The sequence below is a fragment of the Thalassospira sp. ER-Se-21-Dark genome, from assembly GCF_017922435.1.
In the GTDB taxonomy this organism is placed as follows: domain Bacteria; phylum Pseudomonadota; class Alphaproteobacteria; order Rhodospirillales; family Thalassospiraceae; genus Thalassospira.
The window spans coordinates 13,398-37,697 of the sequence record NZ_VDEZ01000005.1 but is presented as its reverse complement, the minus strand read 5'-3'; the positions used below and the strand labels follow the sequence as shown (position 1 = coordinate 37,697).

Genomic DNA, 24,300 nt, shown 5'->3' with positions numbered 1-24,300 from the left:
AACAAGACGACCCGTCGGGAGGACTTGACTACAACCTGAGGAGACATCGACGAATGAATAAGTTTATTTCGACTGCTATGGGGTTGAGTTTCGGGTTGGCATCGTTTTCGGCGATGGCAGCAGACGAGGTAACCCTGCAGCTTAAATGGGTCACGCAGGCCCAGTTTGCAGGCTACTATGTGGCACTCGACAAAGGTTTCTATGAAGAAGCCGATCTTGATGTGACCATCAATCCGGGAGGTCCGGACGTTGCCCCGCCGCAGGTGATTGCCGGTGGTGGTGCCGATGTGATCATTGACTGGATGCCGTCGGCCCTTGCATCACGCGAAAAGGGTGTGCCGCTGGTGAACATCGCACAGCCGTTCGCCAAATCGGGCATGATGCTGACCTGCCTCAAGGAAACCGGGATTGAAAGCCCGGATGACTTCCCGGGTCGTACCCTTGGTGTCTGGTTCTTCGGTAACGAATATCCGTTCCTGAGCTGGATGTCGAAACTCGGCATTCCGACCGATGGCGGCGAAAATGGCGTGACCGTGCTTAAGCAGGGCTTCAACGTTGATCCGCTGATCCAGAAGCAGGCCGATTGCGTGTCGACCATGACCTATAACGAATACTGGCAGGTGATTGATGCCGGTATTCCGGCCGAAGACCTCAAGGTCTTCAAATACGAAGATCAGGGCGTGGCCACCCTTGAAGACGGTCTTTATGTTCTTGAAGACAACCTTTCGGATCCGGCATTCGTCGACAAAATGTCGCGCTTTGTTGCAGCCAGCATGAAGGGCTGGATGTGGGCCAAGGAAAACCCGGAAGATGCCGCCATGATCGTTCTTGATAACGACATGACCGGTGCCCAGACCGAAAAACACCAGGTCCGCATGATGACCGAAATCGCCAAACTGCTTGGTGATTCTGCGGTTCTCGACGAGGCAGCCTATCAGCGTACTGTTGACAGCCTGCTTTCGGGTGGTTCCGATCCGGTGATCACCAAGGAACCGGAAGGTGCCTGGACCCACGCCGTGACCGACAAGATGTAATCTTCCATCTTGTGACTTTTATCCGTCCGGCGGGGTTTTGGCTTCGCCGGACGGGATGACTTCCATGACTGTGATGATCGATTGAATACAGATTGAATACCCTCGGGGGTGTTTGGAGATAACGGGCGAAATGCCGGGATGGCCCGCAACTTTTCGCCGCAGAGACAGACAAGGAGCCACCCATGTCCATGGTTATTCGTGGCGGAACCATCGTTACCGCCGACCTGACCTACAAATCCGATATCCTGATCGAAGACGGCAAGATTGCTGCCATCGGGGACAACCTGACCGGGGACAAGGTGATCGAGGCCGACGGCTGCTATGTGATGCCCGGCGGGATTGATCCGCATACCCATATGGAAATGCCCTTTATGGGCACCTATTCCGAAGACGATTTCGAAAGCGGCACCAAGGCCGCCGTTGCCGGTGGTACGACGATGGTTGTCGATTTCTGCCTGCCTGCGCCGAACCAATCCCTGCTCGAAGCATTGCAAGCCTGGGATAACAAATCCTCCAAGGCGGTGTGCGACTATTCCTTCCACATGGCCGTCACCTGGTGGAGCGAGCAGGTCTTTGATGAAATGAAGACCATCGTTCAGGAAAAGGGCATCAATACCTTCAAGCACTTTATGGCCTACAAGGGTGCCTTGATGGTCGATGATGACGAAATGTTCGCATCCTTCTCGCGCTGTTCGGAACTGGGCGCGATGCCACTGGTGCATGCCGAAAACGGTGACGTGGTCGCAACCCTGCAGCAGAAATTGCTGGCCGAAGGCAATAACGGGCCCGAGGCCCACGCCTATTCCCGTCCCGTCGATGTAGAAGGCGAAGCATGCAACCGTGCGATCATGATTGCCGATATGGCCAATGTGCCACTTTATATCGTGCATGTGTCCTGCGAACCGGCCCATGAAGCCATTCGGCGCGCGCGCGCCAATGGCAAACGCGTGTTTGGCGAACCGCTGATCCAGCACCTTATTCTTGATGACAGCGAATATAAAAACGCCGATTGGGATCACGCCGCCCGTCGCGTCATGTCTCCGCCGTTCCGCAGTAAGGAACATCAGGATGGCCTGTGGAATGGTCTGGCATCGGGCAGCCTGCAGGTTGTCGCGACTGACCACTGTGCGTTTACCACCGAACAGAAACGCATGGGTGTTGGCGATTTCACCAAGATCCCGAACGGCACAGGCGGTCTTGAAGACCGCATGCCGCTTCTCTGGACCTATGGTGTTGGCACCGGTCGTCTGACCCCGAACGAATTCGTGGCCGTGACCTCGACCAACATTGCCAAGATACTCAACATCTATCCGCGCAAGGGTGCGGTTCTGGTTGGGGCGGATGCAGACCTTGTGGTTTGGGATCCGAAGGCATCGAAAACCATCACCGCGGATCATCAGCAGTCGGCGATTGACTACAACGTGTTCGAAGGCATCGAGGTTACCGGCCTTCCGCGCTACACCATCAGCCGTGGTCGGATTGCTGCCGAAGAAGGTGTGGTGCTTGCCAAATGCGGCGACGGTGAATTCATCGCCCGCGAACCGTATCCGGCGGTCAACAAGGCCCTTTCCAAATGGAAAGAAATCACATCGCCGCGCAAAGTTGAACGCAGTGGCATTCCCGCAGGCGTCTAAGCCGACCGGGAACGAAACATCAATAAACGGGGCAGCCATCGGCTGCCCCGTTTCTGTTTCGGGCCATCATCTGTCACGGGGTGGGGGAAAAATGAAAGACGCGGCCCGCGAACAGAAGGATCAATCCTTGGCGCGGTATTCATCTGGCAGAATGAAGACCTCGTCTGCGCGGGCGTACCCACCATCAAGGACTTCTTCGATCAGAACCATCGTGTGAGGACGGGCAGCTTCCGAGAAGTATTCAACCAGCATGTCGGTGGTTTTATGGACAATCTCTTCTTTCTGGGCGGTGCTCAGCGCACCTTGCGGGGTTTTGATATTTACGAATGGCATTTGATATCTCCGTTTAGGGCTTTGTAATGACTGGCTGTGTGGTTAATGAACGGGCGTTTTTTTGGGCCGCTCAGACAACACCGCCGTTGGCGCGAATGGTTTGGCCGCTGATCCAGCCGCCTTGCTCTGAGGCAAGGAAGCTGACGACATTTGTGATGTCATCTGGCTGGCCCAGACGTTTGAAGGGGTTCATGGCAATGATGTTTTCAATCAGTTCATCACTTTTACCCTTCAGGAAAAAGTCGGTGGCAACGGGGCCGGGGGCGACGGCATTGACCGTAATCCCCCGCGGTCCGAGTTCCTTTGCCAGAATGTGGGTCAGGGCTTCGACCGCTGCCTTGGTTGCGGCATAAACCCCGTATGTCGGTTGATAAAGCCCGACAACGCTTGATGAAAAGCTGATGATGCGACCACCGTCACGCAGCTGATTGGCCGCAGAACGCATACCGCGAAAAACACCACCAAGATTAATGGCAACCTGCTTTTCGAAGGCATCATCATCTGTGTCGGCAATCGATGAACACGACATGGTCCCTGCATTGTTTACCAGGACATCAACACCGCCGAATTCCGCTTTCGCGGCATCAAACAGATGCGGAATCCCGTCAGGCGCACCGATATCGGCGGCAATCGCGATGGCGGTGCCGCCAGATGCCTTGATTTCGGAAACAAGCGTTTCGGCGGCGTCAGCGCTGCTGTTGTAATTGACGACAACAGCAAAACCGTCCGCGGCCAGTTTGCGCGCAAGGTTGGCGCCAATACCGCGTGATGCGCCGGTAATGATTGCTGTTTTTTGTGTCTTGTCAGACATGACAAACTCCTTTTGCCGTTTTTTGGTGCCGGCGCTGGGCTGTGATTGATGTTGGCAAAGGTAGTTGGAAGGTATATTCAGAACAATAACCTGAATTTTGACATCACTATTCGTATGGAGCGAACAAAGTGGATCGTCTTGATCGCATGTCCCTGTTTGTCAGGATCGTTGAACGCGGCAGTTTTTCCGATGCGGCGGCGGATCTTGGAATGGCGCGCTCCACAGCAACAGAGGCCATCAAGGTCCTGGAACGTGACCTTGACGTGCGCTTGCTTGAACGGACAACCCGCCATGTCACGTCGACGCTCGATGGGCAGGAATATTATCAGCGCTGTTTGTCTATTCTGGGTGATGTCGAAGACGCCGAGGGACTGTTTCGCAATTCGTCACCGGCGGGCTTACTGCGCATTGATGCGCACGGTTATCTGACGCGAACGTTTATCTTGCCGCACCTGCCGGAATTCCTTGAACGGTATCCTGACTTGAACATTCATTTCGGCCAGACGGACCGGTTTGTGGATCTGGTACGCGAAGGCGTTGATTGCGTTATCCGCGCGGGCGAGCTTAATGACAGCAGCATGATCGCGCGCCATTTGGGCGATCTTGACGAAGTCACCATTGCCAGTGCCGGTTACGTCGAAAAATTTGGCGCGCCCGTTACCCCCGATGATCTTGACGGTCATCAAATGGTTGGTTTTGTATCTTCACGTACGGGGGAGGCCATGCCGCTGGAATTCCAAATCGACGGCAAAGTTAAATACGTTAACTTGCCCTCTCGGGTGACGGCGAATAATTCGAACACGGTGGCGGCACTGGCCCGATTGGGCTTCGGGATCATGCAGGCCCCCAGATACCATTTCGCTGACGAACTCGCGCGCGGCAACATGGTAGAACTTCTGGCCGACTATCCGCCGCTGCCAATCCCGCTTGCCGTGGTCTATTCGCAAAATCGCCAGGTTACCCGGCGTTTGCGCGTTTTCCTTGATTGGGTAGCCGAGATATTTGCATCTGCTGACCTGCAGGGGCGCTGACAAACGAACGCACTCAGAGATGTCAAACGTTTAGCTAGGGCTAAACAGCTTCAGCATCACGATCCCTGACAGGATCAGCGCGATGGCGACAAGTCGCCCGGGATTGGCCGGTTCGCCGACCATGATGATGCCAAAGATCACCGCTCCCGCTGCACCGATGCCCGTCCAGATCGCATATGCCGTGCCGATCGGGATAGAGCGCATGGCAATCGACAGCAGCCAGAAGCTGGCGGCGATTGCGGCAATGGTCAGTGCGCTTGGAATGGGCTTGGTGAAGCCTTCGGTATATTTCAGGCCAATCGCCCAGCAAATTTCGAGAAATCCGGCAATAACCAACGCTGTCCAGGCCATGGGGGCCTCCTGTCTTGCGGGGCCGTCCCCATTGATCGGATCAGGAATACCGGTCGTCCGGTATCAAGGCGGATGTCGCAAAGTCTTTAATCATTCTAAATCAATGCCTGAAGGGCGACAATGTAAAAATGACGCAGTGCAGCATCAGGGCGCGGCCTCAGAAAATGCTTGGGTGCCAAGACGACAGATGCAACGGTTGGCGCACTGGATTATGATGAGGGCGTCTGATTGTTAGCCCCCTTCAAAAGGTTTGGTCTTATCGTGAACACGCCCCAATCCCAACATGTCCCAACCCTTGGCCTTGTTCTGGCCGGGGGCGAAGCACGACGTATGGGCGGGAACAAGGCGTTTCGCGAGGTCGGGGGTAAAAGCCTGATCGGAAGGGTGATCGACGTTGCCCAAGCCCAATGCGATCAGGTGATGATTTCATCGAATGCCGGGGCAGAGGCGTTTGCGGATTATGGCCTGCCTGTGGTTGGTGATGCGCCCAAACCGGGGCAGGGGCCGCTGGGTGGTATTCTGGGGGGCTTGAAAGCGCTGCCCGATGGCATTGACTGGCTGGCGACCTTTCCAGTCGATTGTCCGATTGTGCCGCTTGATATGGTGGGGCGCTTGCGGGCCGCTGCCGAGGATGCCGGGACGAAGGCGGCCTTTGCCAGCCATGCCGACCGTGACCACTATCTATCCAGCATCTGGCACCGCGATGCCGCCCCGGTAATTGCCGATCTGCTGGCGTCCGAGGGTCGACGGGTACGTGGCCCGTTGCAGGCGCTGGATGCGCCACGGGTGGTGTTTGAAAATCAGGTTTCCGGGCTGGAACCGTTTACCAACGTCAATACGCCAGACGACCTGAAGCTGATCAACAGTGCCCTTGCCACCGCTGTATCTACACAGGATTAGTCAACCGCGCAGGCCCGCCACGGCTGCCACGGCTCGTAATTCTTGAAGAACTCGGACAGGAAATGATCGACGCGTTCGCGGTTGATCGCGCGGTCTTTGGGCGACAGGTCCTTGTCAAACTGGCCGCAGTTTTTTTCGACCGCATCCCCGATGGTTTTCCAGTCGACATCTTCGTTATGGCCGGGCATGCCGGTCGCAATCGCGCACCAGCCAACCGCCTCGGCCTTGTCATCAACGGTGCGGGCTTCTTCGGCGAGGTAAGCAGCCGCGCGCATTTCACCGTGTTGGGCGGCGCGGCGCAAATAAGTCAGTCGATCAACATCACTTTTGGCAAAGCGGTTGGCAAGAAGTGTCGCCGCACGTGGATCGCCGAGCTCCCACGCCTGTTTAAGATGGGCTTCGGCCTGTGCCGCATCGCCGCGATCAAGCGCATCAAGGGCCAGCCAAAGCATTGCCTGGGTGTTGTTCTTTTGGGCGGCAGCAATATAAAGGCCGCGAATTTCGTCTTTGTCTCCACCCATCGCTTCAAGACGCCTAGCCATGACAACACTGGCATTCGGATTGTTGTTCTCGGACGCCTGTTCCATCAGGGTCCAGCCGGCATCTTCGTTGGCAGTGACGCCAACGCCATTGATGGTCTGGCAGGACAGAAGATATTGCGCGGTGGCATCGCCGTTGTCTGCCAGCGATGAAAAAATGCCGGCCGACTTTTCAAATTCCCCGTGGCGATAGGCCTTGATGCCGTCATCAAGTGCCGACGATGCCAACGCCGGGACTGCACCCAGAGCAATCATCGAGGCAATCACCGTGGCAAGTGCCAAAGCACCAACGCGTGTGGCTTTCAAACAGGATGGTTTTGCTGAACGGGCGATGATGTTTTTCATGGTGTCTTGTCTAACATTTCTGTGCCAGGCGGGCGAAAAAAATGTGCCAGAACAGACCTGATGGCCTGTCCTGGCAGTTTGCTTTCATCGCAGGGAGGCAACTTCTTCTGGTTGATTGCGGGATGTCGTTTGGGGCTGTTCCGAACGGATGGTGCGCAGGAAGTCACGAACCCGATTGCCCAGATCATCGGACTGGTTGCGAAGGCGACCTGTCGCATCAAGCAGGCCGTCAACCGCAGCAAGGTTGTCATCTGCTGCGGCGCTGACCTGCGCAATCGTGCCATTCATCTCGCTGGCAGCTGTCGCGGATTGTTCGACGTTGCTGGCGATTTCAGCAACGAATTCCTGCTGCTCGGATACAGCGTCCGACATTTCACCCACGGTTTCATGGATGCCGGTGATGCTGTCTCGAATTTCGGCGATGGCCTTGACGGCAACCCCGGTGGTCGACTGGATTTCGTTGATGCGCTGGGCAATGCGGTCGGTGGCCGTTCCGGTCTGGTTGGCAAGGTTTTTGACTTCCTGTGCGACAACCGCAAACCCTTTGCCTGCTTCACCTGCGCGGGCGGCCTCAATCGTTGCATTCAGTGCCAACAGATTGGTCTGGGCTGCAATGTCCTGAATAAGGTTCAGGATCTCGCCGATTTCCTGCGCACCGGTTTCAAGTTCATGCATGGTGGCATTTGTCCGTTGGGCAGCTTCAACCGCACTGGTGGCGGCACCAACCGACTTTTGCGCCCGATGCCCGGTATCGCGCACCCGATCCGAAAGCGACTGTGTGGCATCCGATACCGATGCCATATTGATCGATATTTCCTCGGACGCGCCAGCAACACCGGTGGCATTGGTCGAGGCCACCTGTGCCCGATCACGGACCTTATCTGATGTGGTCTGGATGTTTTCTGCCTCGTGCGCGACGTCCTGGGCGACTTGCAGGATTGACGTTTCAAACGCATCAGCCAGATCAAGCATTGCGCGCCGCCGTTCGTGTTCAGCCTGTTCGCGTTCGCGGGCAACTTTTTCTTCGGCCTGTTGTGCGGCAAGGCTGGTTTCACGGAACTGTCCGAGGATTTCGGCCATTCGGCCAATTTCATCCCGGCCGGTATCCTTGACTTCGGTCGAAAGATCGCCGTTGGCAACCTTGCGCATCCCGTCAATCACGCGCAGAAGACGCTTGATCAGGTTGCCGCGCACATAAAACAGCATGATCAGAAGCGATATCAGCAGAACAGAAATCCCGATGATCGCAATGACCTGTTGATCCCATTCGACCTTTGAAAGGGCTTCGCTGGCGTTGGCGTCAACCTCGGTGCGCTTGGTGTCGACCATCAACGCGATGGCGTGTGACAGTGCCTCGGCAGTTGCCAGTGTGGCATCAAGGGTCTGTTCAGTTTCATACTGGTTGTCCCATTCTGCCTCGCGCAGATCAAAGACGCTGTTGCTGCCTTTGCCAAAGGCGAGAAGGGCATTGGCTAGTTCACGGATACGCTCTCCGTCATCATTGTCTGGCAGTTCTTCAAGCGCATCGGTAATGCGCAGCTCCGCCCAGCTCCATTGACTACGAACTTCATCCATGGCCTCGCCCTCTGGCACGGCGATGGCGGCGGTCAGCATGCCAAAGGCAAGGTTCACATTGGCACGGATTTCGGCGATCAGCTGTGAAAAGCCAATTGTTTCTCCAAGCTTTTCTGCTGCGTCGGTGTTGCCATTGGCGACGCGCGATATACCGCGATCCACGTCAATATCAACGACCTCGACCAACGGGCTCAGGAACTCTGACAGGTCGCTATAGGCAAAGACCATATCAAGGGTCAGATCACCGCGCTGCTTTTCAATCTCAAGGCGTCGGGTGGTCAGTTCATGAAGGTGTTCACGCCCGGTGACGATGTTATCAAGATGCTCTCTTAGAATGGAAATGGCATCGACAAGTTCCCGCTCTGGCGCAGTGGTTTGCGCATTTGCTTCTGAGCCACCAGTGTTCTCCGTGCCATCGGCAACCGCGGGTGCGTTTGACCCTTCACCTTCGCCGGCGTTCCGGGCGGCAAGGTCAATAATGATGGAATCCGGATTGGCTTCGGTGATTTCCTGAAGTCTGGCGCGTGCATTGGCAACAAGTTGATCAAGACGGGCCTCGGTTGCTGCCAGTTCTTCGGCATCCCGTGACGCTGCAAGCACGGGGGCTTGTGCGGCGAGGCCAACACCGTTCGTCGCCAGTTCCATCTGACGGATGATCGAGGGCAGGCTGTTGGTCGTGATATCAGCGACAAGATCGCGATTGCTGCCAAAAGATACCCACGACACGGCCGATGAAATCCCGGCCAGAACCAGAATCAAGGCAAAAGAAGCCATTAGCCGACCTTGAATGCCAAGGCCCGCGCGACGTTTTTTGATGGCGGTATTCACTGTTTCCTCCCTGTCTGGCCCTTTGTTTTTTCTTTGGGCAGACAATTCCCTTTTTGGGAAATGTGCATCCTTTTTACGGACTTCTTGGGTTTTTATGACTTAACGGAATACGCGTCGGAAATATGAATTCTATTGGAAAATCGGGTGGGACGGTCGGGGGTGAAAAAATCACCCCCGACACCCCCAGTAGTGTAGCCCGAATTACTGGGCTGCACGCCATTCCGCGATCAGATCGTCATATTTGACGGTCTCACCCTGCGGTTTTTCGTTGGCAAGCGGCGGTTTCGGTGCGCCCGGCTGGTCGAACCAGTACTGGGCATCACGCTCTTCGTTCAGCTTCGGTGCACATTCGCCACCGATGCCAGCACGCTCCAGACGCTGCAGAACACGGTCCATGGATGTCGCAAGGTTGTCCATGGCTTCCTGCGGGGTCCGTTCGCCGGTCACAGCTTCGGCAACGTTCTGCCACCAGAGCTGCGCCAGTTTCGGATAATCCGGAACGTTGGTACCGGTCGGTGACCACTGAACACGGGCCGGCGAGCGATAGAACTCGACCAGACCACCCCAGTTCGGCGCGATATCGGTCATTTCCTGGGTATCCAGGTCAGACTGACGGATCGGTGTCAGGCCGGTGAGGGTCTTTTTCAGCGATACGGTTTTGGACGTGGTGAACTGTGCATAAAGCCATGCAGCTTTGCGGCGCTCAAGCGGGGTGGACTTCATCAGAGTCCAGGAACCCACGTCCTGATAACCAAGCTTCATGCCTTCTTCCCAGTACGGGCCATGCGGCGACGGGGCCATACGCCATTTCGGCGTGCCGTCTTCGTTCACAACCGGGGTACCTTTTTTCGCCATGTCGGCGGTGAAGGCAGTGTACCAGAAGATCTGCTGTGCGATCTGGCCCTGTGCCGGAACCGGACCAGCTTCACCAAAGGTCATGCCGGCTGCTTCTGGCGGGGCATAAGCCTTGAGCCAGTCGATGTATTTGGTCAGGGCATAAACCGCTGCCGGGCCGTTTGCGGCACCACCACGGGTCACACTTGAACCAGCAGGCGAGCAACCTTCAACACGGATACCCCATTCGTCGACCGGAAGGCCGTTCGGGATGCCCTTGTCGCCAGCGCCAGCCATGGAAAGCCACGCATCGGTGAAGCGCCAACCCAGTGACGGGTCTTTTTTGCCGTAATCCATGTGGCCATAGACTTTCTGGCCATCGATTTCACCAACGTCGTTGGTGAAGAATTCGGCGATGTCCTGATAAGCCGACCAGTTGACCGGAACGCCCAGGTCATAGCCGTACTTGTCCTTGAACTGCTTTTGCAGATCTTCACGCTGGAACCAGTCATAACGGAACCAGTAAAGGTTCGCGAACTGCTGGTCAGGAAGCTGATAAAGCTTGCCATCGGGACCGGTGGTGAAGGACAGACCGATGAAGTCGTCCAGATCCAGGGTCGGAGAGGTAACGTCCGCACCTTCGCCCGCCATCCAGTCGGTCAGCGGCACAACGGCGTCATAACGCGCGTGGGTGCCGATGAGGTCGGAGTCATTGATGAAGGCGTCATAGATGTTGCGGTTTGACTGCATCTGGGTCTGCAGTTTTTCGATGACATCGCCTTCGCCGATCAGGTCATGGGTCAGGTTGATCCCGGTGATTTCCGAGAAGGCCTTTGCCAGAACCTTGGACTCATATTCGTGCGTGGTGATGGTTTCAGACACCACGTTGATGTCCATGCCGCGGAACGGTTCAGCTGCTTTGATGAACCATTCCAGTTCGGCCATCTGGGCGTCTTTGCTGATGCTCGACGGCTGGAACTCGCTGTCGATCCATTTTTTCGCCGCGTCGGTATATTGATCTGCCATGGCCGGGTTCGCCAGCACAGCAAGACCAAGGGCGACTGCAACGGCGCTGCCTTTAACAACGCTTTTGGCACCTTTGGCTTTAACGATCATGTCGTTTTCTCCCTGGTCGTCTTCCTTATTGCTCATCCGGTAAACCCGGTCATCGACGCTGGGGGAAGACGGACAGCCCACCGTGATGAATTCGATCGAAAACGGCACCGCTGTAGGACGCGGTACCGTTTTGGTTGTTAACCCCAGCGCATCACAATGACGAGCCAGACAAGTGCGATGATGGAACCGATCCAAAGGGCGGCATCGGTAAATGCCAGCCAGCCAAGATGGATATAGGCGGCTCCAAGCAAGCTGATAAACAGGCGATCACCGCGTGTGGTGGTCAGTGGCAAAAAGCCACGCCGCGGAACGGTCGGTGAAACCGCCTGCCAAATTCCCATCCCGATCAGCATCAAGAAGATGCAGCCAAAGAACGCGGCGGTAATCGGGGTCCAGGCCATCCATGCCATTTTGATATTCCTCCTGTTTTCCGATTACACGCGACCCATCGCGAAACCTTTGGCGATGTAGTTGCGAACGAACCAGATCACCAAGGCACCCGGAACGATGGTTAAAACACCCGCAGCCGCCAGAACGCCCCAATCAAGGCCCGATGCCGAAACGGTACGGGTCATGGTGGCGGCAATCGGCTTGGCCTCGACCGAGGTCAGCGTGCGCGCCAGCAGAAGTTCCACCCAGCTGAACATGAAGCAGAAGAACGCGGTCACACCGATGCCGGACCGGATCAGCGGCAAGAAGATCGTGGCAAAGAAGCGCGGGAACGAATAACCGTCGATATAGGCGGTTTCATCGATTTCCTTTGGAATGCCCGACATAAACCCTTCAAGGATCCAGACAGCCAGCGGCACGTTAAACAGGCAGTGTGCGAGTGCCACAGCAATATGGGTGTCAAACAGGCCGACACTTGAATACAGCTGGAAGAACGGCAACAGGAACACGGCCGGCGGTGCCATGCGGTTGGTCAGAAGCCAGAAGAACAGATGCTTGTCACCGGTAAAGTTGAACCGCGAAAACGCATAAGCCGCGGGCAGGGCGACAACCAGTGAAATCACCACGTTGATGCCGACATAGATCATTGAGTTGATGTAACCCGTATACCATGCCGGATCGGTCAGGATGGTTGCATAGTTGGCCAATGTCGGATTGTCCGGGAACAGGGTCATTGCGCCCAGGATTTCCGTATTGGTCTTGATTGACATGTTGAACAGCCAATAGATCGGAACCAACAGGAACAGGATATAAAGAAGTAGTCCGATATGTCGTTTCTGGAACTGCATTTTATTGTTCCCCCTGCTTTCCGGCGTTCATCACGACGGTATAGAAAACCCAGCAAACCAACAGAATGATCAGGAAGTAGACCAGCGAGAAGGCCGCAGCAGGACCAAGGTCAAACTGACCGACTGCCATCCGGGTCAGGAACTGGCTGAGGAAGGTGGTTGCGTTACCCGGACCGCCACCTGTCAGGACGAACGGTTCGGTATAGATCATGAAGCTGTCCATAAAGCGCAGCAGAACACCGATCACGAGAACCGACTGCATTTTCGGCAGCTGAATAAAGCGGAACACCGCCCAGCGCGATGCGCCGTCAATCTTGGCCGCCTGATAATAGGCATCCGGGATAGACCGCAAACCGGCATAGCACAGCAGCACAATCAGGCTGGTCCAGTGCCAGACATCCATGACAAGCACCGTGATCCAGGCATCCATCGGGTTCTGGGCATAGTTGTAATCAATGCCCATCAGATTGATGACATAGCCACCCAGACCGATGTCGGCACGGCCAAAAATCTGCCAGATGGTGCCCACAACGTTCCATGGAATAAGCAGGGGCAGGGCCAGCAAGACCATCGATGCCGAAACGCCCCAGCCCTTGCGCGGAAGGGTCAGTGCAACCGCAATGCCGAGCGGAATTTCGATGAACAGAACCGAAAGGGTGTAGATGATCTGACGCAGCAGCGCATCATGCAGGCGGCTGTCGCCCAGAACCTGTTCAAACCATTCGGTACCGACAAAGAACCGCGTCTGCGGATCGAAAATGTCCTGAACTGAATAGTTCACAACCGTCATCAGCGGAATGATCGCGCTGATGGCGACGATAAAGAACACTGGCAGGACGAGGAACCAGGCCTTGTTGTTGGTAATCTTGTTCATTTCCCCATCCCCCCTTACGCGACCAACTGACTGTCGGCGTAAAGCTTGGTCCATTCCGGCGCAAAGCGCAGAATGCCGGACTGGCCGACAACCTGTTCGTCTTCGCCGAGCTTGACCTTGATTTCAGATGCGCCAAAACGGGTGGTCGCGATCTTGAACTGGCCAAGGTCTTCGACCTTGGTGATGTTGACTTCGATCCCGTCTGATCCCTTGTCGGCATTGCCGGTTTCAAGGGTCAGGAATTCGGGACGAATGCCAAGCTCGAGCTTGCCGGTTTGTTTTGAAACGGCTTCAAGGTGACGATCTGAAAGACCGATACGCTGTCCGTCAACCCAGGCCGCGCCATCATCGATTTTGCAATCCATGATGTTCATGCCGGGGCTTCCGATGAAGTAACCGACAAAGGTATGGGCCGGATTTTCAAACAGTTCCTGCGGCGTACCCAGCTGCACGACCTTGCCGCCATACATGACGACAACCTTGTCAGCAAAGGTAAGGGCCTCGACCTGATCATGGGTGACATACACCATGGTCGGGCGCAGCTTGTTGTGAATTTCCTTAAGCTTGCGGCGCAGAACCCATTTGAGATGCGGGTCAATCACGGTCAGCGGTTCGTCAAACAGAATGGCCGACACATCATCACGCACCAGACCACGCCCCAGCGAGATCGTCTGTTTTTCATCTGCACCAAGACCGCGCGCCTTCTGCTTGAGCTTGCCGGTCAGATCCAGCATCCCGGCAATTTCACGCACACGGGCATCAACGCGTTTTTCATCGATACCGCGATTGCGCAGCGGGAAGGCCAGGTTGTCATAGACCGTCATGGTGTCATAGATCACCGGGAACTGGAAAACCTGTGCGATGTTGCGCTCTTCCGGTGCCAGATTGGTAACATCCTTGCCATCAAACAGGACCTGCCCGTGCGACGGGGTCAGAAGGCCGGAAATGATGTTCAGCAAAGTTGTCTTGCCGCAACCCGACGGGCCCAACAGGGCATAAGCGCCGCCATCTTCCCAGACATGCTCCATGCGACGCAGGGCATAGTCCTCGTCCGTTTTCGGATCGGGGAAGTAGGAATGCGCAAGGCTTTTAAGATCAATACGTGCCATTTTCTTACTCTTCCCTCACGCCGCTTTGCCGTTTGAAATTTCGACCGGCGGGGCGGCCACGAGCGCACCGTTCGCATCAAAGGCAAACAGGCGTGTCGGATCGACATAGAACTGGGTTGCTTCGCCAAGGCGCGGGTTGTGAACGCCTTCTTCCTGGATCACCCAGGACACATCATTGAAATGCACATGCACAAAGGTTTCCGAACCGGTGATTTCGGCCAGTTCGACCTGTCCCTGCATCGCGATCGTATCATCCCCGGTCGGATCAACCGACAGGTGGTTGGCGCGAATGCCAAGGGTGTAATCGCCATTGGACAGGTTCGCCAGATGACCTTTAAGCGGCACCTGATGGCCGCTTTTCATAAAGATCGCGCCATCGCGCACTTCGGCTTCAACCAGGTTGATCGGCGGATCGGAAAAGATCAGGCCGGTCTTGACTGAGGCCGGGTTGTGATAAACTTCTGTCGTCGGGCCAAACTGGGTCATCCGGCCTTCATGCATCACCGCGCACTTGCCACCGAGAAGCAACGCTTCCATCGGCTCGGTCGTGGCATAGACAACAATGGTGTCGCGTTCCGCCAAAAGGTTGGGGATTTCTTCGCGGAGTTCTTCGCGGAGCTTGTAGTCCAGGTTGACCAGCGGCTCGTCGAGCAGCAGCAACTTGCAATCCTTGACCATGGCGCGCGCCATGGCGGTACGTTGCTGCTGACCACCGGAAAGTTCCTGTGGCAGGCGATCAAGCAGATGTTCGATATGCATCAGTTCGGCTGTCGAACGCACACGCTTTTCGATTTCTGCCTTATCAACGCCCTGCAATTTCAGGGGGGATGCGATGTTGTCAAACACGTTCATCGACGGGTAGTTGATGAATTGCTGATAGACCATGGCGACATTGCGTTTCTGCACCGCCATACCGGTTACATCGGCATTATCAACAAGGATGCGGCCCTTGGTCGGCGGCTCAAGCCCTGCCATAATCCGCATCAGCGTCGTTTTCCCGGCCAGGGTCCGCCCCAAAAGGACGTTGAACGAGCCCGGTTCGAGCGTCATCGACACATCGTCGATATGGGGCTCCCCACCCACGGTCTTGGTTATGTTTTCAAGCGTAAGGGTCATTTTCCACTGTTTCCTTCGCCCGCTTTCACGGTGTTTTTTGATGTCGGTTCGGTTTTGAACCATTGGACAATGGCATTACGCGTCTCATCCGAAAGGTGCAGCCCCAGTTTGGAGCGGCGCCACAAGATATCATCGGCCGTTCTGGCCCATTCGTGATCCACCAGATAGCGCAATTCGCACTCGTATACGTCGTCACCGAAGTGCTTTCCAAGCCCTTTCAGATCGCTGGCATCGCCAATGATCATATTGGTGAGTGTGCCGTAGTTTTGCACGTAACGGTATAGCTGTGCTTGCGCAATCCAGGGAAACTTCTTGTGCATCGCAGTAAGATAGCGTTCGAAATCCGCATCGGGGATATCACCACCCGGAAGCGGTTTGTCCGCAGTCCATCTTGTGTCGTTGCTGCCAAGTAGCGGGCAAAGCTTGCTCATCGCTGATTCTGCAAGCTTGCGATAGGTGGTGATCTTGCCGCCATAGATGTTTAGAAGCGGCGCACCATTATCGGCATTTTCACCCCGATCAATTTCCAGAACGTAATCGCGGGTTACCTGGGATGCGTCTTCGCTGCCATCGCCATACAGCGGGCGGACACCGGAATAAGCCCAGACAACATCATCGGTGGTGATTTTCTTTTCGAAATAGGTATTGGCGAGTTCGCAGAGATATTTGGTTTCATCCGCGCTGATCGCGACCTTGGCCGGATCGCCCTTGTAATCCCGATCGGTCGTGCCGATCAGGGTAAAGTCCTGCTCATAGGGGATGGCAAAGACGATGCGGCCGTCCGGATTCTGGAAGATATAGCAAAACTCATGGTCAAACAGTTTAGGCACTACGATGTGGCTGCCCTGAACCATGCGAATGCCCTGTTTCTTCTTGGCCTCGACCCGTTTTTCAAGAAGCTCTGCACACCAAGGACCCGCGGCATTAACCAGTGACTTGGCCTGGATGGTCTTTTCCGACCCGTCATCAATATTGCGCAGTGTCACGGTCCAAAGGCCATTTTCGCGTTTGGCCGATACACATTCGGTGCGGGTTTCGATATCGGCACCGCGATCACGGGCATCCATGGCATTCAGCACCACAAGGCGCGCGTCCTGAACCCAGCAATCGGAATAAACGAATGCCTTGTCCATGCCCTTGACCAATGGTGCACCGGCCGGGTGGGTGGCAAGCTTGATGCCCTCGGATCCCGGCAGTTTTTCGCGACCGCCAAGATGATCATACAAAAACAGACCAAGCCGGATCATCCATGCCGGGCGCAGGCCCTTGACGTGCGGCAGGACAAAGCGAAGCGGCCAGATAATGTGCGGGGCGGCACGCAAAAGAACTTCGCGCTCAATCAGCGCTTCACGCACAAGGCGGAATTCATAATGTTCAAGATACCGCAGGCCACCATGGATCAGCTTCGTGCTGGCCGACGAAGTCGCGCTGGCAAGGTCATCTTTTTCACACAGATAGACGCTTAGCCCACGACCCGACGCGTCACGCGCAATGCCCGTGCCATTGATCCCACCACCAATAATGGCGATGTCATATGTTTTTGGAGTGAGCAACCGATTCCTCCCCAATTGCTCTTATTTGTGACAGCTGTTCTCAACTGCCATTCTGTTCTTTCACAAACGTTACGAACGCCCCAAAATAATTGCAAGCGAAAATTATGGCTGTTTGGAATTTTCATTAACGAAACTGAATTTCTGAAATGTAACAGATTGTAATCATTGGAAGATTGAACAATTCCCTTGTTGGATAGCAGGCAAATCTTTGTTTCTTTCGTTTGCAATCAGGGCGGAAAATCCATTGGAATCGGTTGAAACTGAAAAAATAAGTGATGAAAGCCGCCAAATATGCGGGTCTGAATATCAAAACTCTTTTTGCGATTGAAAATGATTATCATTGTGGTTAGCTTGCGCTCCCGGGTTGCTGTGTGATCGGAAATCGCATGGCGGCCCAGCACGACAAAGCGTTCCAAAGCGTGACCAAGCGACAGCAGATGACCCGAATATGAAGCCCTGGCAGAACACGCTCTCAAAACTGTTTGAGGACCACCGTCGGCAACTGGTCTCGATGGCCAATCGTCGTATCGGTGACCGTGAGACGGCGGATGAAATTGTTCAGGACGTCTATGCCAGACTGTTGCTTTCGGGGGATCACGGCACGGACGAAGAAAACGTCAAGGTTCTTTATGCATCGGTGCGCAACGCCGTGATTGATCATCATCGCAGCACAGCGGGGCGCACGGGGCTCATGCGCCGGATCTTGCCGATCCAGTTATGGCAAAGAGAAACATCTTCCCCGCACGATCATGCCCAGTCGCGCCAAGCGCTTTCGGCGCTTGATCGGGCCTTGCTGGAACTTTCCCCCAAGGCGCGTGAGATGTTTGTTTTGCATCGGGTGGACGGGGTTTCAAACGCAAAACTGGCGCAGAAATACGGAATATCTGTCAGCGCAGTGGAAAAGCAACTTGCACGCACCATGCGCCATTGCCAGCAACGCCTTGAAGCCTATCGGGATACAGATTGAAAAGTTTGAGCCAGACGGCATGAGGATATTTTGTTCTCAGCCGTTTATTCGTTATAGAAATCGCATAACAGCCAGTACCGTGTGGACCGATAACAGATCAATGCAAGGCGACAGTAAACTGACCGAGGCGCAAAAGGACGAAGCAGCCCTTTGGCACGTAAAGCGTGCAGGTGGTTCGCTGACGGCCTCGCAGGAGCAAGAATTTGATGCCTGGCTCAATGCCGACACAGGCAACCGCCTTGCCTATGATCAGATGCGCGTTCTTTGGGCGCAGGTCGAAGAGCCAGCCCGCCGCATTGCAGTCAGCGACGCCGGGCAGGTGCCAGTTTGGCAAAGGGTGCTTGACTGGTTCTCTCCGCTACGGACTGTGACGTCATGTGCTGCGGTGGCGGCGGTACTGGCGATGGTTGCCTTTCTTAATCCCGACGGCCTGGACAATCTTCAGGCTGATATTGTTACCGATGCCGCCACGGTAACCGAGATCCGGCTGCCGGATGGATCAGTGGTTTTTCTTGCCGCCAACAGTGCGATTGCCACCGACTTTGAAGACGGGAACCGGGATGTCGAACTTTTGCGCGGTGAGGCATTTTTTGACGTCATGCATCGCGATGGCGACAGCTTCCGGGTTCGGGCCGGTATGGCAACAGTCGAAGTGGTTGGGACGCGCTTCAATGTTGATTACCTGACGCAAGACACACGGGTCGGCGTTGAAGAGGGCGCTGTCCGGGTGTCGACCGGGGCCGATACAGGCAGCGTTATGCTTGGTCCGGGGGATGCGGTGGCCGTCGGGGCTGGCGGGTTGCAGGCCAAGGAGGCCGTCGATATTGCATCCGTGCAAAGTTGGATGCATGGGCGTCTGAGTGTTCAGAACGTGCGTCTGGATGATCTGGTTGCGCGTCTTGATAACTTCGCACCGGGCCGTCTGATGGTTTTGGGAAATATTGGAAACAAAACCGTTTCGGGCAGTTTTCCGACCAATGATGTTGCCAGATCCTTTGAAACGCTTGCCGTTGCGGTGGGTGGATCGGTGATCAAAACATCACCTTGGTTGACCATTATTTATTAAGATTGCGAAAAATTCGCAAAAAAGTGCTTCCTCATGTGAGGAGTTTATTTTCCCGCTCGTTTGTTTTTCTAGGTGCAGGGGGACCTGCCTGAAAAACCAATCTCAGAATGGAGCGGGAATTTGTATTCCAAGCAGGCAAAATCAAAAAAGAATATCCTGATCTCGGCATTGTTGATGACGTCCTCAATCGGTCTGCCGACCGCTTTGATGGCGGCGGAAACCAACACTCAAACCGTGCCGGGCAAACAGGTCGAAGTCGCGCAAGCACTTTACAGCTTTGATCTTAGCGTCAGGTCAATCGCCGAGGGTATCAGCCAGATTGGCGATGCTTCAGGGTGGAGCATCGCCTACACTATCGAACTGCCCGAAATTTCCGGAACGCGCGAAATTCGTGGCGATTTTTCTGTCCCGGCGGCAATCGAAATGCTTATTCGCGGTACGGACTTGTCCTATCGCGCAATCGGCAGCCGTTCGCTGATCATTACCGACACAAGCACGCAGGATAGCGCCAGCGGCGAAATGGTCACCGATCCGGTGATTGTCGAGGCCACCGGCACGCAATCCGATCTTGCCCCGGCCTATGCTGGCGGGCAGGTGGCAACCGGCGGACGACTGGGTATGCTCGGCAATACCGACATCATGGATGCCCCGGTCAGTATTACGAGCTACACCAGCGACTATATCGCCGATCAGCAGGCGGAAACCATCGCGGATGTTCTGCAAAATGACCCGTCTGTTCGTGCGCCGAATGCCGAAACCGCCAACCTAGACACCTATCAGATCCGTGGTTTTGGCGTGAACCTGTTTAATACCGGCGAAGTTTCGTTCAACGGTGCCTATGGGGTGGCGCCCACCTATCGCGTAATGTCCGGTTTGGCAGAGCGGATCGAAGTCGTCAAAGGTCCCAATGCATTGCTAAACGGCATGTCGCCAACCGGCGCTGTTGGTGGGGCGATCAATATCGTGCCCAAACGGGCCGGTGAAAAGGACCTGACACGAACAAGCGTTGATTACGGTCGCGGTGAACAAGCCGGCGGTGATATTGATTTCAGCCGCCGTTTCGGGGCGGATGACGAATTTGGCGTTCGCTTTAACGGTGGTTATCACAATGGCGATACGTATCTGGATCGTCAGACGCGTGAAGCATCCCTTGGTGCGCTGGCCCTTGATTATGAAGGGGATCGTTTCCGGGCATCGGTTGACCTGATTGATCAGCGTGAAAACCTCGATGCGCCTGCACGTGAACTGCGTTTCAATTCCGGCTTTGCCATTCCCGACGCACCTGATGGTTCCACCAACCTCATTCAGGATTGGGAATGGTCGGATGCAGTGGATCGCTCCGGCATGGTTCAGGCGGAATATGACCTGTTTGATGACGTTACGGTCTTTGGCAGCTTTGGCGGCGGGCGCACCGAGCTTGATCGTCTGTTCGGAACACCGACAGTTCAGAATGCGGCTGGCGATTACATCGACAGTGGCCTGTCCTATCGCCGTTTCCAGACGGATCGCTGGTCTGCCAGCACAGGTGTTCGGGGCGAGTTTGAAACCGGTGAGGTCAAGCACAAGCTTTCACTTCAAGCGACGCGTTACGAAGACGAGCTACGTCAGGGCATCAGCAATGCCGGATCCAACCCGTCGGCCAACATTTACACCACGGCTGCGGTTGCGCCGATTGCCGTCAGTGCTCCGGCCAGCAAGCCCAAAACATCTGCATCGGAACTAACCGGCTTTGCATTGGCCGATACGCTGTCCTTCCTTGATGAAACGGTTCTCGTCACCCTTGGTGCGCGTCATCAAAGCATTGCTGTTGATAACTACAGCAGCGGTGTTGTTAGCAGCTCTTATGATGACAGCGAAATCAGTCCGATGGCAGGCATCGTTGTTAAGCCGACTGAAACTGTGTCGGTTTACGCCAACTATATCGAGGGCCTCAATCAGGGCGATATTGCACCCAGCAGTGCCGCCAACGCGGGCGAAGCGATGGCACCTTATGTCGCCAAACAGATTGAAACAGGCATCAAACTTGATTTCGGAAATATTGGCGGTTCCATCTCCGCCTTCCAGATCACGCAGCCGGACGGTGATACCGATGACGGCACCAATATCTTCACTGCCGATAACGAACAGCGAAACCGCGGTATTGAGCTCAATGTTTTTGGTCAGGTGACGGATGATATTCGGTTGCTTGGTGGTGTAATGTTCCTTGAATCGGAAATCACCGAAGCCGTAAACGCAGATGACTTGGGCAAGCGGCCGGTTGGAACGCCTGAAATGCAGATCAATCTTGTTGGCGAATGGGACACCCCGTTTGTCAATGGTCTGACACTAAGCAGTACGGTCACACACACATCGTCGCAATTTGTCGATAGCGCCAATACTCAAGACATTCCGGAATGGACCACGCTTGATATCGGTGCGCGTTACAAGACTGAACTTTACAACACCCCCGTAACCATCCGGGCGACGGTTCAGAACGTCACCGATGAAAGTTACTATTCGGGTGTGAACCAGTGGCGCTTCGTCTCGTTGGGCGCTCCGCGTACAGCACTGTTGTCGCTAACCGCGGACTTCTGATGTGACCGGATACGTGATTGGAACAAACAGGAAAATCCATCTCCTGTTTGTTCTGCAACTGGTTTCGATGGGTGCCATGGAAATGAGCGGGCCTTTTTGGCCCGTTCATCTGCGTTCACTTGCCAGTTCGGATGATCTGTTTACCGTCGCCAGTGTCGGTGTTTATGTCGGGCCGATGCTGGGCATCATGTTGACCAGCACCTTTTGGGGACGGGTCGGGGATCGGTTCGGCCACAAGGCGATGATGATTAGGGCCCTTTTTGGCTTGGCCGCGACCCAGCTGGCACTGGCTTATGCCGGTGATGTCTTCTCGATCCTGATCTTGCGGTTCTTGCAAGGGGCGTGTGCCGGTTATATCGCACCAGCGCAGGCGTACGGCGTCAGCATCGAAAGCCCGGCACGGCGGGCAAAGCTGTTTGCCTATTTGCAGGTATCGACCAATCTCGGCTCGCTGTGCGGGGCGTTGGTTGGTGGGGTGATCCTTGATCTTGCCAGCTTCTTTTGGATCAACTTTTCGGCGGCCATCCTGTGTGCACTCTGCATGGTTTCAGTTTGGGCATTGCTTCCGGCTGTCGCCGCTCCGGTGCTGCCTAAGACAAGTGACAGACCGGATACCAAGCCGAGCATGCTGCGATCGCCACAGGTCATTTCCTTGCTGACGATCATCGGCGTTCTGTTGCTTGGCCGAATGGTGACGCAGTCGCCGTTTCCGATTTATGTCCTGCACACTTTTGATGTCGGAAACTGGGTTGTTGGCCTGTGCTATGGCCTGTTGGCACTGGGCTTTGTCGCAACGGCATCCCTTTGGGCGCGCTATTTTGAAGGACATGCCGCGCACGACGTTCTGGGACGAATGTGTCTGGTCATTGCCGGATGTATTGTCGTCACCCTGATGGCCGGGCTGACCGGATCGGTCATTGTTTTTGCCACGATGTATTTCCTGTGGGGAACGCTTTTGGGCGCAACCACACCGGTTCTGACCGCACTGGTGTCACGCCGCGCGTCTGATCATCAGCAGGGATATTTGCTGGGACTGGCGCAAAGCACAGCCCAGTTTTCATCGATTGCCGGGATCGCAGTTGGCGGCTGGTTCGCGCAGGTTTCCGGGCTTTCAAACATCTATTTTCTCGTCGGTTTTGTTTATTTCATCGGTTTGGTGCTGACCGCTGTGACGCGGGTTGGTGTCGGTCGTTCAACAAACCCGACTGAGCTATCAGGGGAGTAAAACGAGGATGCGTAAACTTTCACAGATGCTTGTGTTTATGGTTTTGGTCCTGATCGGGCCGATGCCAGCACAGTCAGAAACCATCACGGTAACCGATATCGCCGGGCGCGAAGTTGCGGTCAATGTCCCGATCAAACGTGCCATCCTTGGCGAAGGGCGCCAGCTTTACATCATTGCCGCCCTTGATCGCGAAAATCCGGCGGCGCGCATTGTCGGTTGGCGAAAGGATCTGATTGAAGCCGATCCGGCAACCTATCAGGCCTATCTTGCGAAGTTCCAGGAATTTGCCGATATCCCGGCCTTCGAGGGGCTGGAACAAAGCCTGATTGATATCGAAACCACGATTGCGCAAAAGCCTGACATCGTTTTCCTCAATCTTGAAACCAAGCGCGCGGTGGAAGAAGCCGCCTATATCGAAAAGCTTGGAGCCCTTGATATTCCTGTGGTCTATGTCGATTTTCGTAACAGCCCGGAAGTGAATACCGAACCCTCCATACGTTTGTTCGGAAAACTGTTTGGCAAGGAAGACCGTGCCGAGGAGTTTATCGCGTTCCGTGCTGAGGAAATCGCAAAAATCACTGATCGTCTGGCCAGTGTGAAACCGGAACGTCCAGAGGTATTCATCGACCGCGCAGCCGGGTTTTACGAGGATTGTTGCCATTCATTTGGCGATGGCAATTTCGGTGCGATGGTTGAAATGGCCGGTGGCGACAATATTGCCAAGGACCTGATCCCGGGCACCTTCGGGCAGATCAATGCCGAACAGGTCATTGTTTCCGATCCGGACCACATCATTGTCACCAGCGCGATGTGGGATGTTTATGTGCCGGGGGGCAAATGGGTCCCGGTTGGTCCCGGTGCCGACCCCGACGAGGTTGTTGAAAAACTGAAATTCTATCCAACCCGGCCGGCATATCTCGGCATCAAGGCGCAAAAGACCAACGCATTCCATGCGGTCTGGCATCAGTTTTACAATAGCCCCTATCAATTCGTTGCCATTCAGCAGATGGCTAAATGGTTTCACCCCGATCTGTTTGCAGATATCGATCCTGATGAAACCTTCAAGCAGCTTCATGACCGCTTTCTGCCGATTGATTATCAGCCGGGCTATTTCGGGACGCTGTCGAACTAGGTATGTTTTTGCGCATATCACCATTCCGCGACGATTGATCATGGCGGGAGCAACAATGTTGTTCCCGCTTTTTTGTGCAAATATCGCAGGTTCTGCTAATCGGCGCTGATTGGCT

At 55.1% G+C, this 24,300-nt stretch carries 21 protein-coding genes; 9 read left to right on the top strand and 12 right to left on the bottom strand.

Annotated elements, in window-relative coordinates; translation table 11 throughout:
* Window positions 1–53: 53 nt before the first annotated feature.
* Together FHI25_RS17035 and hydA are read left to right on the top strand one after the other, a co-directional pair.
* On the top strand, window positions 54–1,034 hold the full coding sequence (locus FHI25_RS17035; RefSeq protein ID WP_210519813.1) for an ABC transporter substrate-binding protein: 981 nt from the start codon (window positions 54–56) through the stop codon (window positions 1,032–1,034).
* A gap of 182 nt (window positions 1,035–1,216) precedes the next feature.
* Window positions 1,217–2,668, top strand: coding sequence for a dihydropyrimidinase (gene hydA, locus FHI25_RS17030; RefSeq protein ID WP_210519811.1), 1,452 nt, complete (start codon window positions 1,217–1,219; stop codon window positions 2,666–2,668).
* A 120-nt stretch (window positions 2,669–2,788) separates the two neighbouring features.
* Here the strand turns inward: hydA and FHI25_RS17025 are convergent, their stop codons facing one another.
* Window positions 2,789–3,001: a tautomerase family protein gene (locus FHI25_RS17025; RefSeq protein ID WP_210519809.1), complete on the bottom strand. Its 213-nt coding sequence runs from the start codon at window positions 2,999–3,001 to the stop codon at window positions 2,789–2,791.
* A 70-nt stretch (window positions 3,002–3,071) separates the two neighbouring features.
* Window positions 3,072–3,812 (bottom strand): SDR family oxidoreductase, encoded by a 741-nt coding sequence (locus FHI25_RS17020; RefSeq protein WP_210519807.1) that lies wholly within the window; start codon window positions 3,810–3,812, stop codon window positions 3,072–3,074.
* A gap of 128 nt (window positions 3,813–3,940) precedes the next feature.
* Between FHI25_RS17020 and FHI25_RS17015 the strand changes: the two genes are divergently transcribed.
* On the top strand, window positions 3,941–4,843 hold the full coding sequence (locus tag FHI25_RS17015; protein ID WP_210519805.1) for a LysR family transcriptional regulator: 903 nt from the start codon (window positions 3,941–3,943) through the stop codon (window positions 4,841–4,843).
* A gap of 30 nt (window positions 4,844–4,873) precedes the next feature.
* Here FHI25_RS17015 and sugE read toward each other — a convergent pair whose 3' ends face one another.
* Window positions 4,874–5,194 (bottom strand): quaternary ammonium compound efflux SMR transporter SugE, encoded by a 321-nt coding sequence (gene sugE / locus FHI25_RS17010; RefSeq protein WP_062955423.1) that lies wholly within the window; start codon window positions 5,192–5,194, stop codon window positions 4,874–4,876.
* Window positions 5,195–5,455: 261 nt separating this feature from the next.
* Between sugE and mobA the strand changes: the two genes are divergently transcribed.
* On the top strand, window positions 5,456–6,094 hold the full coding sequence (mobA, locus tag FHI25_RS17005) for a molybdenum cofactor guanylyltransferase MobA (protein ID WP_210519803.1): 639 nt from the start codon (window positions 5,456–5,458) through the stop codon (window positions 6,092–6,094).
* On the opposite strand, the gene FHI25_RS17000 is transcribed toward mobA, so the two are convergent.
* The 9 genes from FHI25_RS17000 to glpD all read right to left on the bottom strand — a co-directional run bounded on the left by FHI25_RS17000 (window position 6,091) and on the right by glpD (window position 17,221).
* Window positions 6,091–6,978, bottom strand: a complete 888-nt coding sequence (locus tag FHI25_RS17000) for a sel1 repeat family protein (RefSeq protein ID WP_246879180.1) — start codon at window positions 6,976–6,978, stop codon at window positions 6,091–6,093. The genes mobA and FHI25_RS17000 overlap by 4 nt on opposite strands.
* A gap of 84 nt (window positions 6,979–7,062) precedes the next feature.
* Window positions 7,063–9,327 (bottom strand): methyl-accepting chemotaxis protein, encoded by a 2,265-nt coding sequence (locus FHI25_RS16995; protein ID WP_210519801.1) that lies wholly within the window; start codon window positions 9,325–9,327, stop codon window positions 7,063–7,065.
* A 255-nt stretch (window positions 9,328–9,582) separates the two neighbouring features.
* Window positions 9,583–11,367, bottom strand: a complete 1,785-nt coding sequence (locus FHI25_RS16990) for an ABC transporter substrate-binding protein (RefSeq protein WP_246879179.1) — start codon at window positions 11,365–11,367, stop codon at window positions 9,583–9,585.
* A gap of 101 nt (window positions 11,368–11,468) precedes the next feature.
* Entirely contained in the window at window positions 11,469–11,741 is a 273-nt protein-coding gene (locus FHI25_RS16985) for a DUF2160 domain-containing protein (RefSeq protein WP_063087963.1), read from the bottom strand.
* A 24-nt stretch (window positions 11,742–11,765) separates the two neighbouring features.
* Window positions 11,766–12,569, bottom strand: coding sequence for a carbohydrate ABC transporter permease (locus FHI25_RS16980; RefSeq protein WP_008890110.1), 804 nt, complete (start codon window positions 12,567–12,569; stop codon window positions 11,766–11,768).
* Between the two features lies 1 nt (window position 12,570).
* The gene (locus FHI25_RS16975) at window positions 12,571–13,443 is read right to left on the bottom strand and encodes a sugar ABC transporter permease (protein ID WP_197147091.1); all 873 of its coding nucleotides are present in this window, start codon (window positions 13,441–13,443) and stop codon (window positions 12,571–12,573) included.
* Between the two features lie 14 nt (window positions 13,444–13,457).
* Complete coding sequence (locus tag FHI25_RS16970; RefSeq protein WP_063087966.1) at window positions 13,458–14,552, bottom strand: ABC transporter ATP-binding protein; 1,095 nt, start codon at window positions 14,550–14,552, stop codon at window positions 13,458–13,460.
* Window positions 14,553–14,567: 15 nt separating this feature from the next.
* Window positions 14,568–15,668, bottom strand: a complete 1,101-nt coding sequence (locus FHI25_RS16965) for an ABC transporter ATP-binding protein (RefSeq protein WP_210519799.1) — start codon at window positions 15,666–15,668, stop codon at window positions 14,568–14,570.
* Window positions 15,665–17,221, bottom strand: coding sequence for a glycerol-3-phosphate dehydrogenase (gene glpD / locus FHI25_RS16960; protein ID WP_210519797.1), 1,557 nt, complete (start codon window positions 17,219–17,221; stop codon window positions 15,665–15,667). Before glpD ends, FHI25_RS16965 begins: the two co-directional genes overlap by 4 nt.
* A gap of 448 nt (window positions 17,222–17,669) precedes the next feature.
* Here glpD and FHI25_RS16955 point away from each other — a divergent pair, with 448 nt between their 5' ends.
* The 5 genes from FHI25_RS16955 (at window position 17,670) to FHI25_RS16935 (ending at window position 24,185) form a co-directional block, all read left to right on the top strand.
* Complete coding sequence (locus FHI25_RS16955; protein WP_120226557.1) at window positions 17,670–18,188, top strand: RNA polymerase sigma factor; 519 nt, start codon at window positions 17,670–17,672, stop codon at window positions 18,186–18,188.
* A gap of 100 nt (window positions 18,189–18,288) precedes the next feature.
* Window positions 18,289–19,254 carry a FecR domain-containing protein gene (locus FHI25_RS16950; RefSeq protein ID WP_210519795.1) on the top strand — a complete coding sequence of 322 codons (966 nt, stop codon included), beginning with the start codon at window positions 18,289–18,291 and terminating at the stop codon, window positions 19,252–19,254.
* A gap of 174 nt (window positions 19,255–19,428) precedes the next feature.
* Window positions 19,429–21,828, top strand: a complete 2,400-nt coding sequence (locus tag FHI25_RS16945) for a TonB-dependent siderophore receptor (protein ID WP_246879178.1) — start codon at window positions 19,429–19,431, stop codon at window positions 21,826–21,828.
* 1 nt (window position 21,829) lies between these two features.
* On the top strand, window positions 21,830–23,053 hold the full coding sequence (locus FHI25_RS16940; protein ID WP_210519791.1) for an MFS transporter: 1,224 nt from the start codon (window positions 21,830–21,832) through the stop codon (window positions 23,051–23,053).
* Window positions 23,054–23,060: 7 nt separating this feature from the next.
* Window positions 23,061–24,185: an ABC transporter substrate-binding protein gene (locus FHI25_RS16935; protein WP_210519789.1), complete on the top strand. Its 1,125-nt coding sequence runs from the start codon at window positions 23,061–23,063 to the stop codon at window positions 24,183–24,185.
* Window positions 24,186–24,300 lie beyond the last annotated feature (115 nt).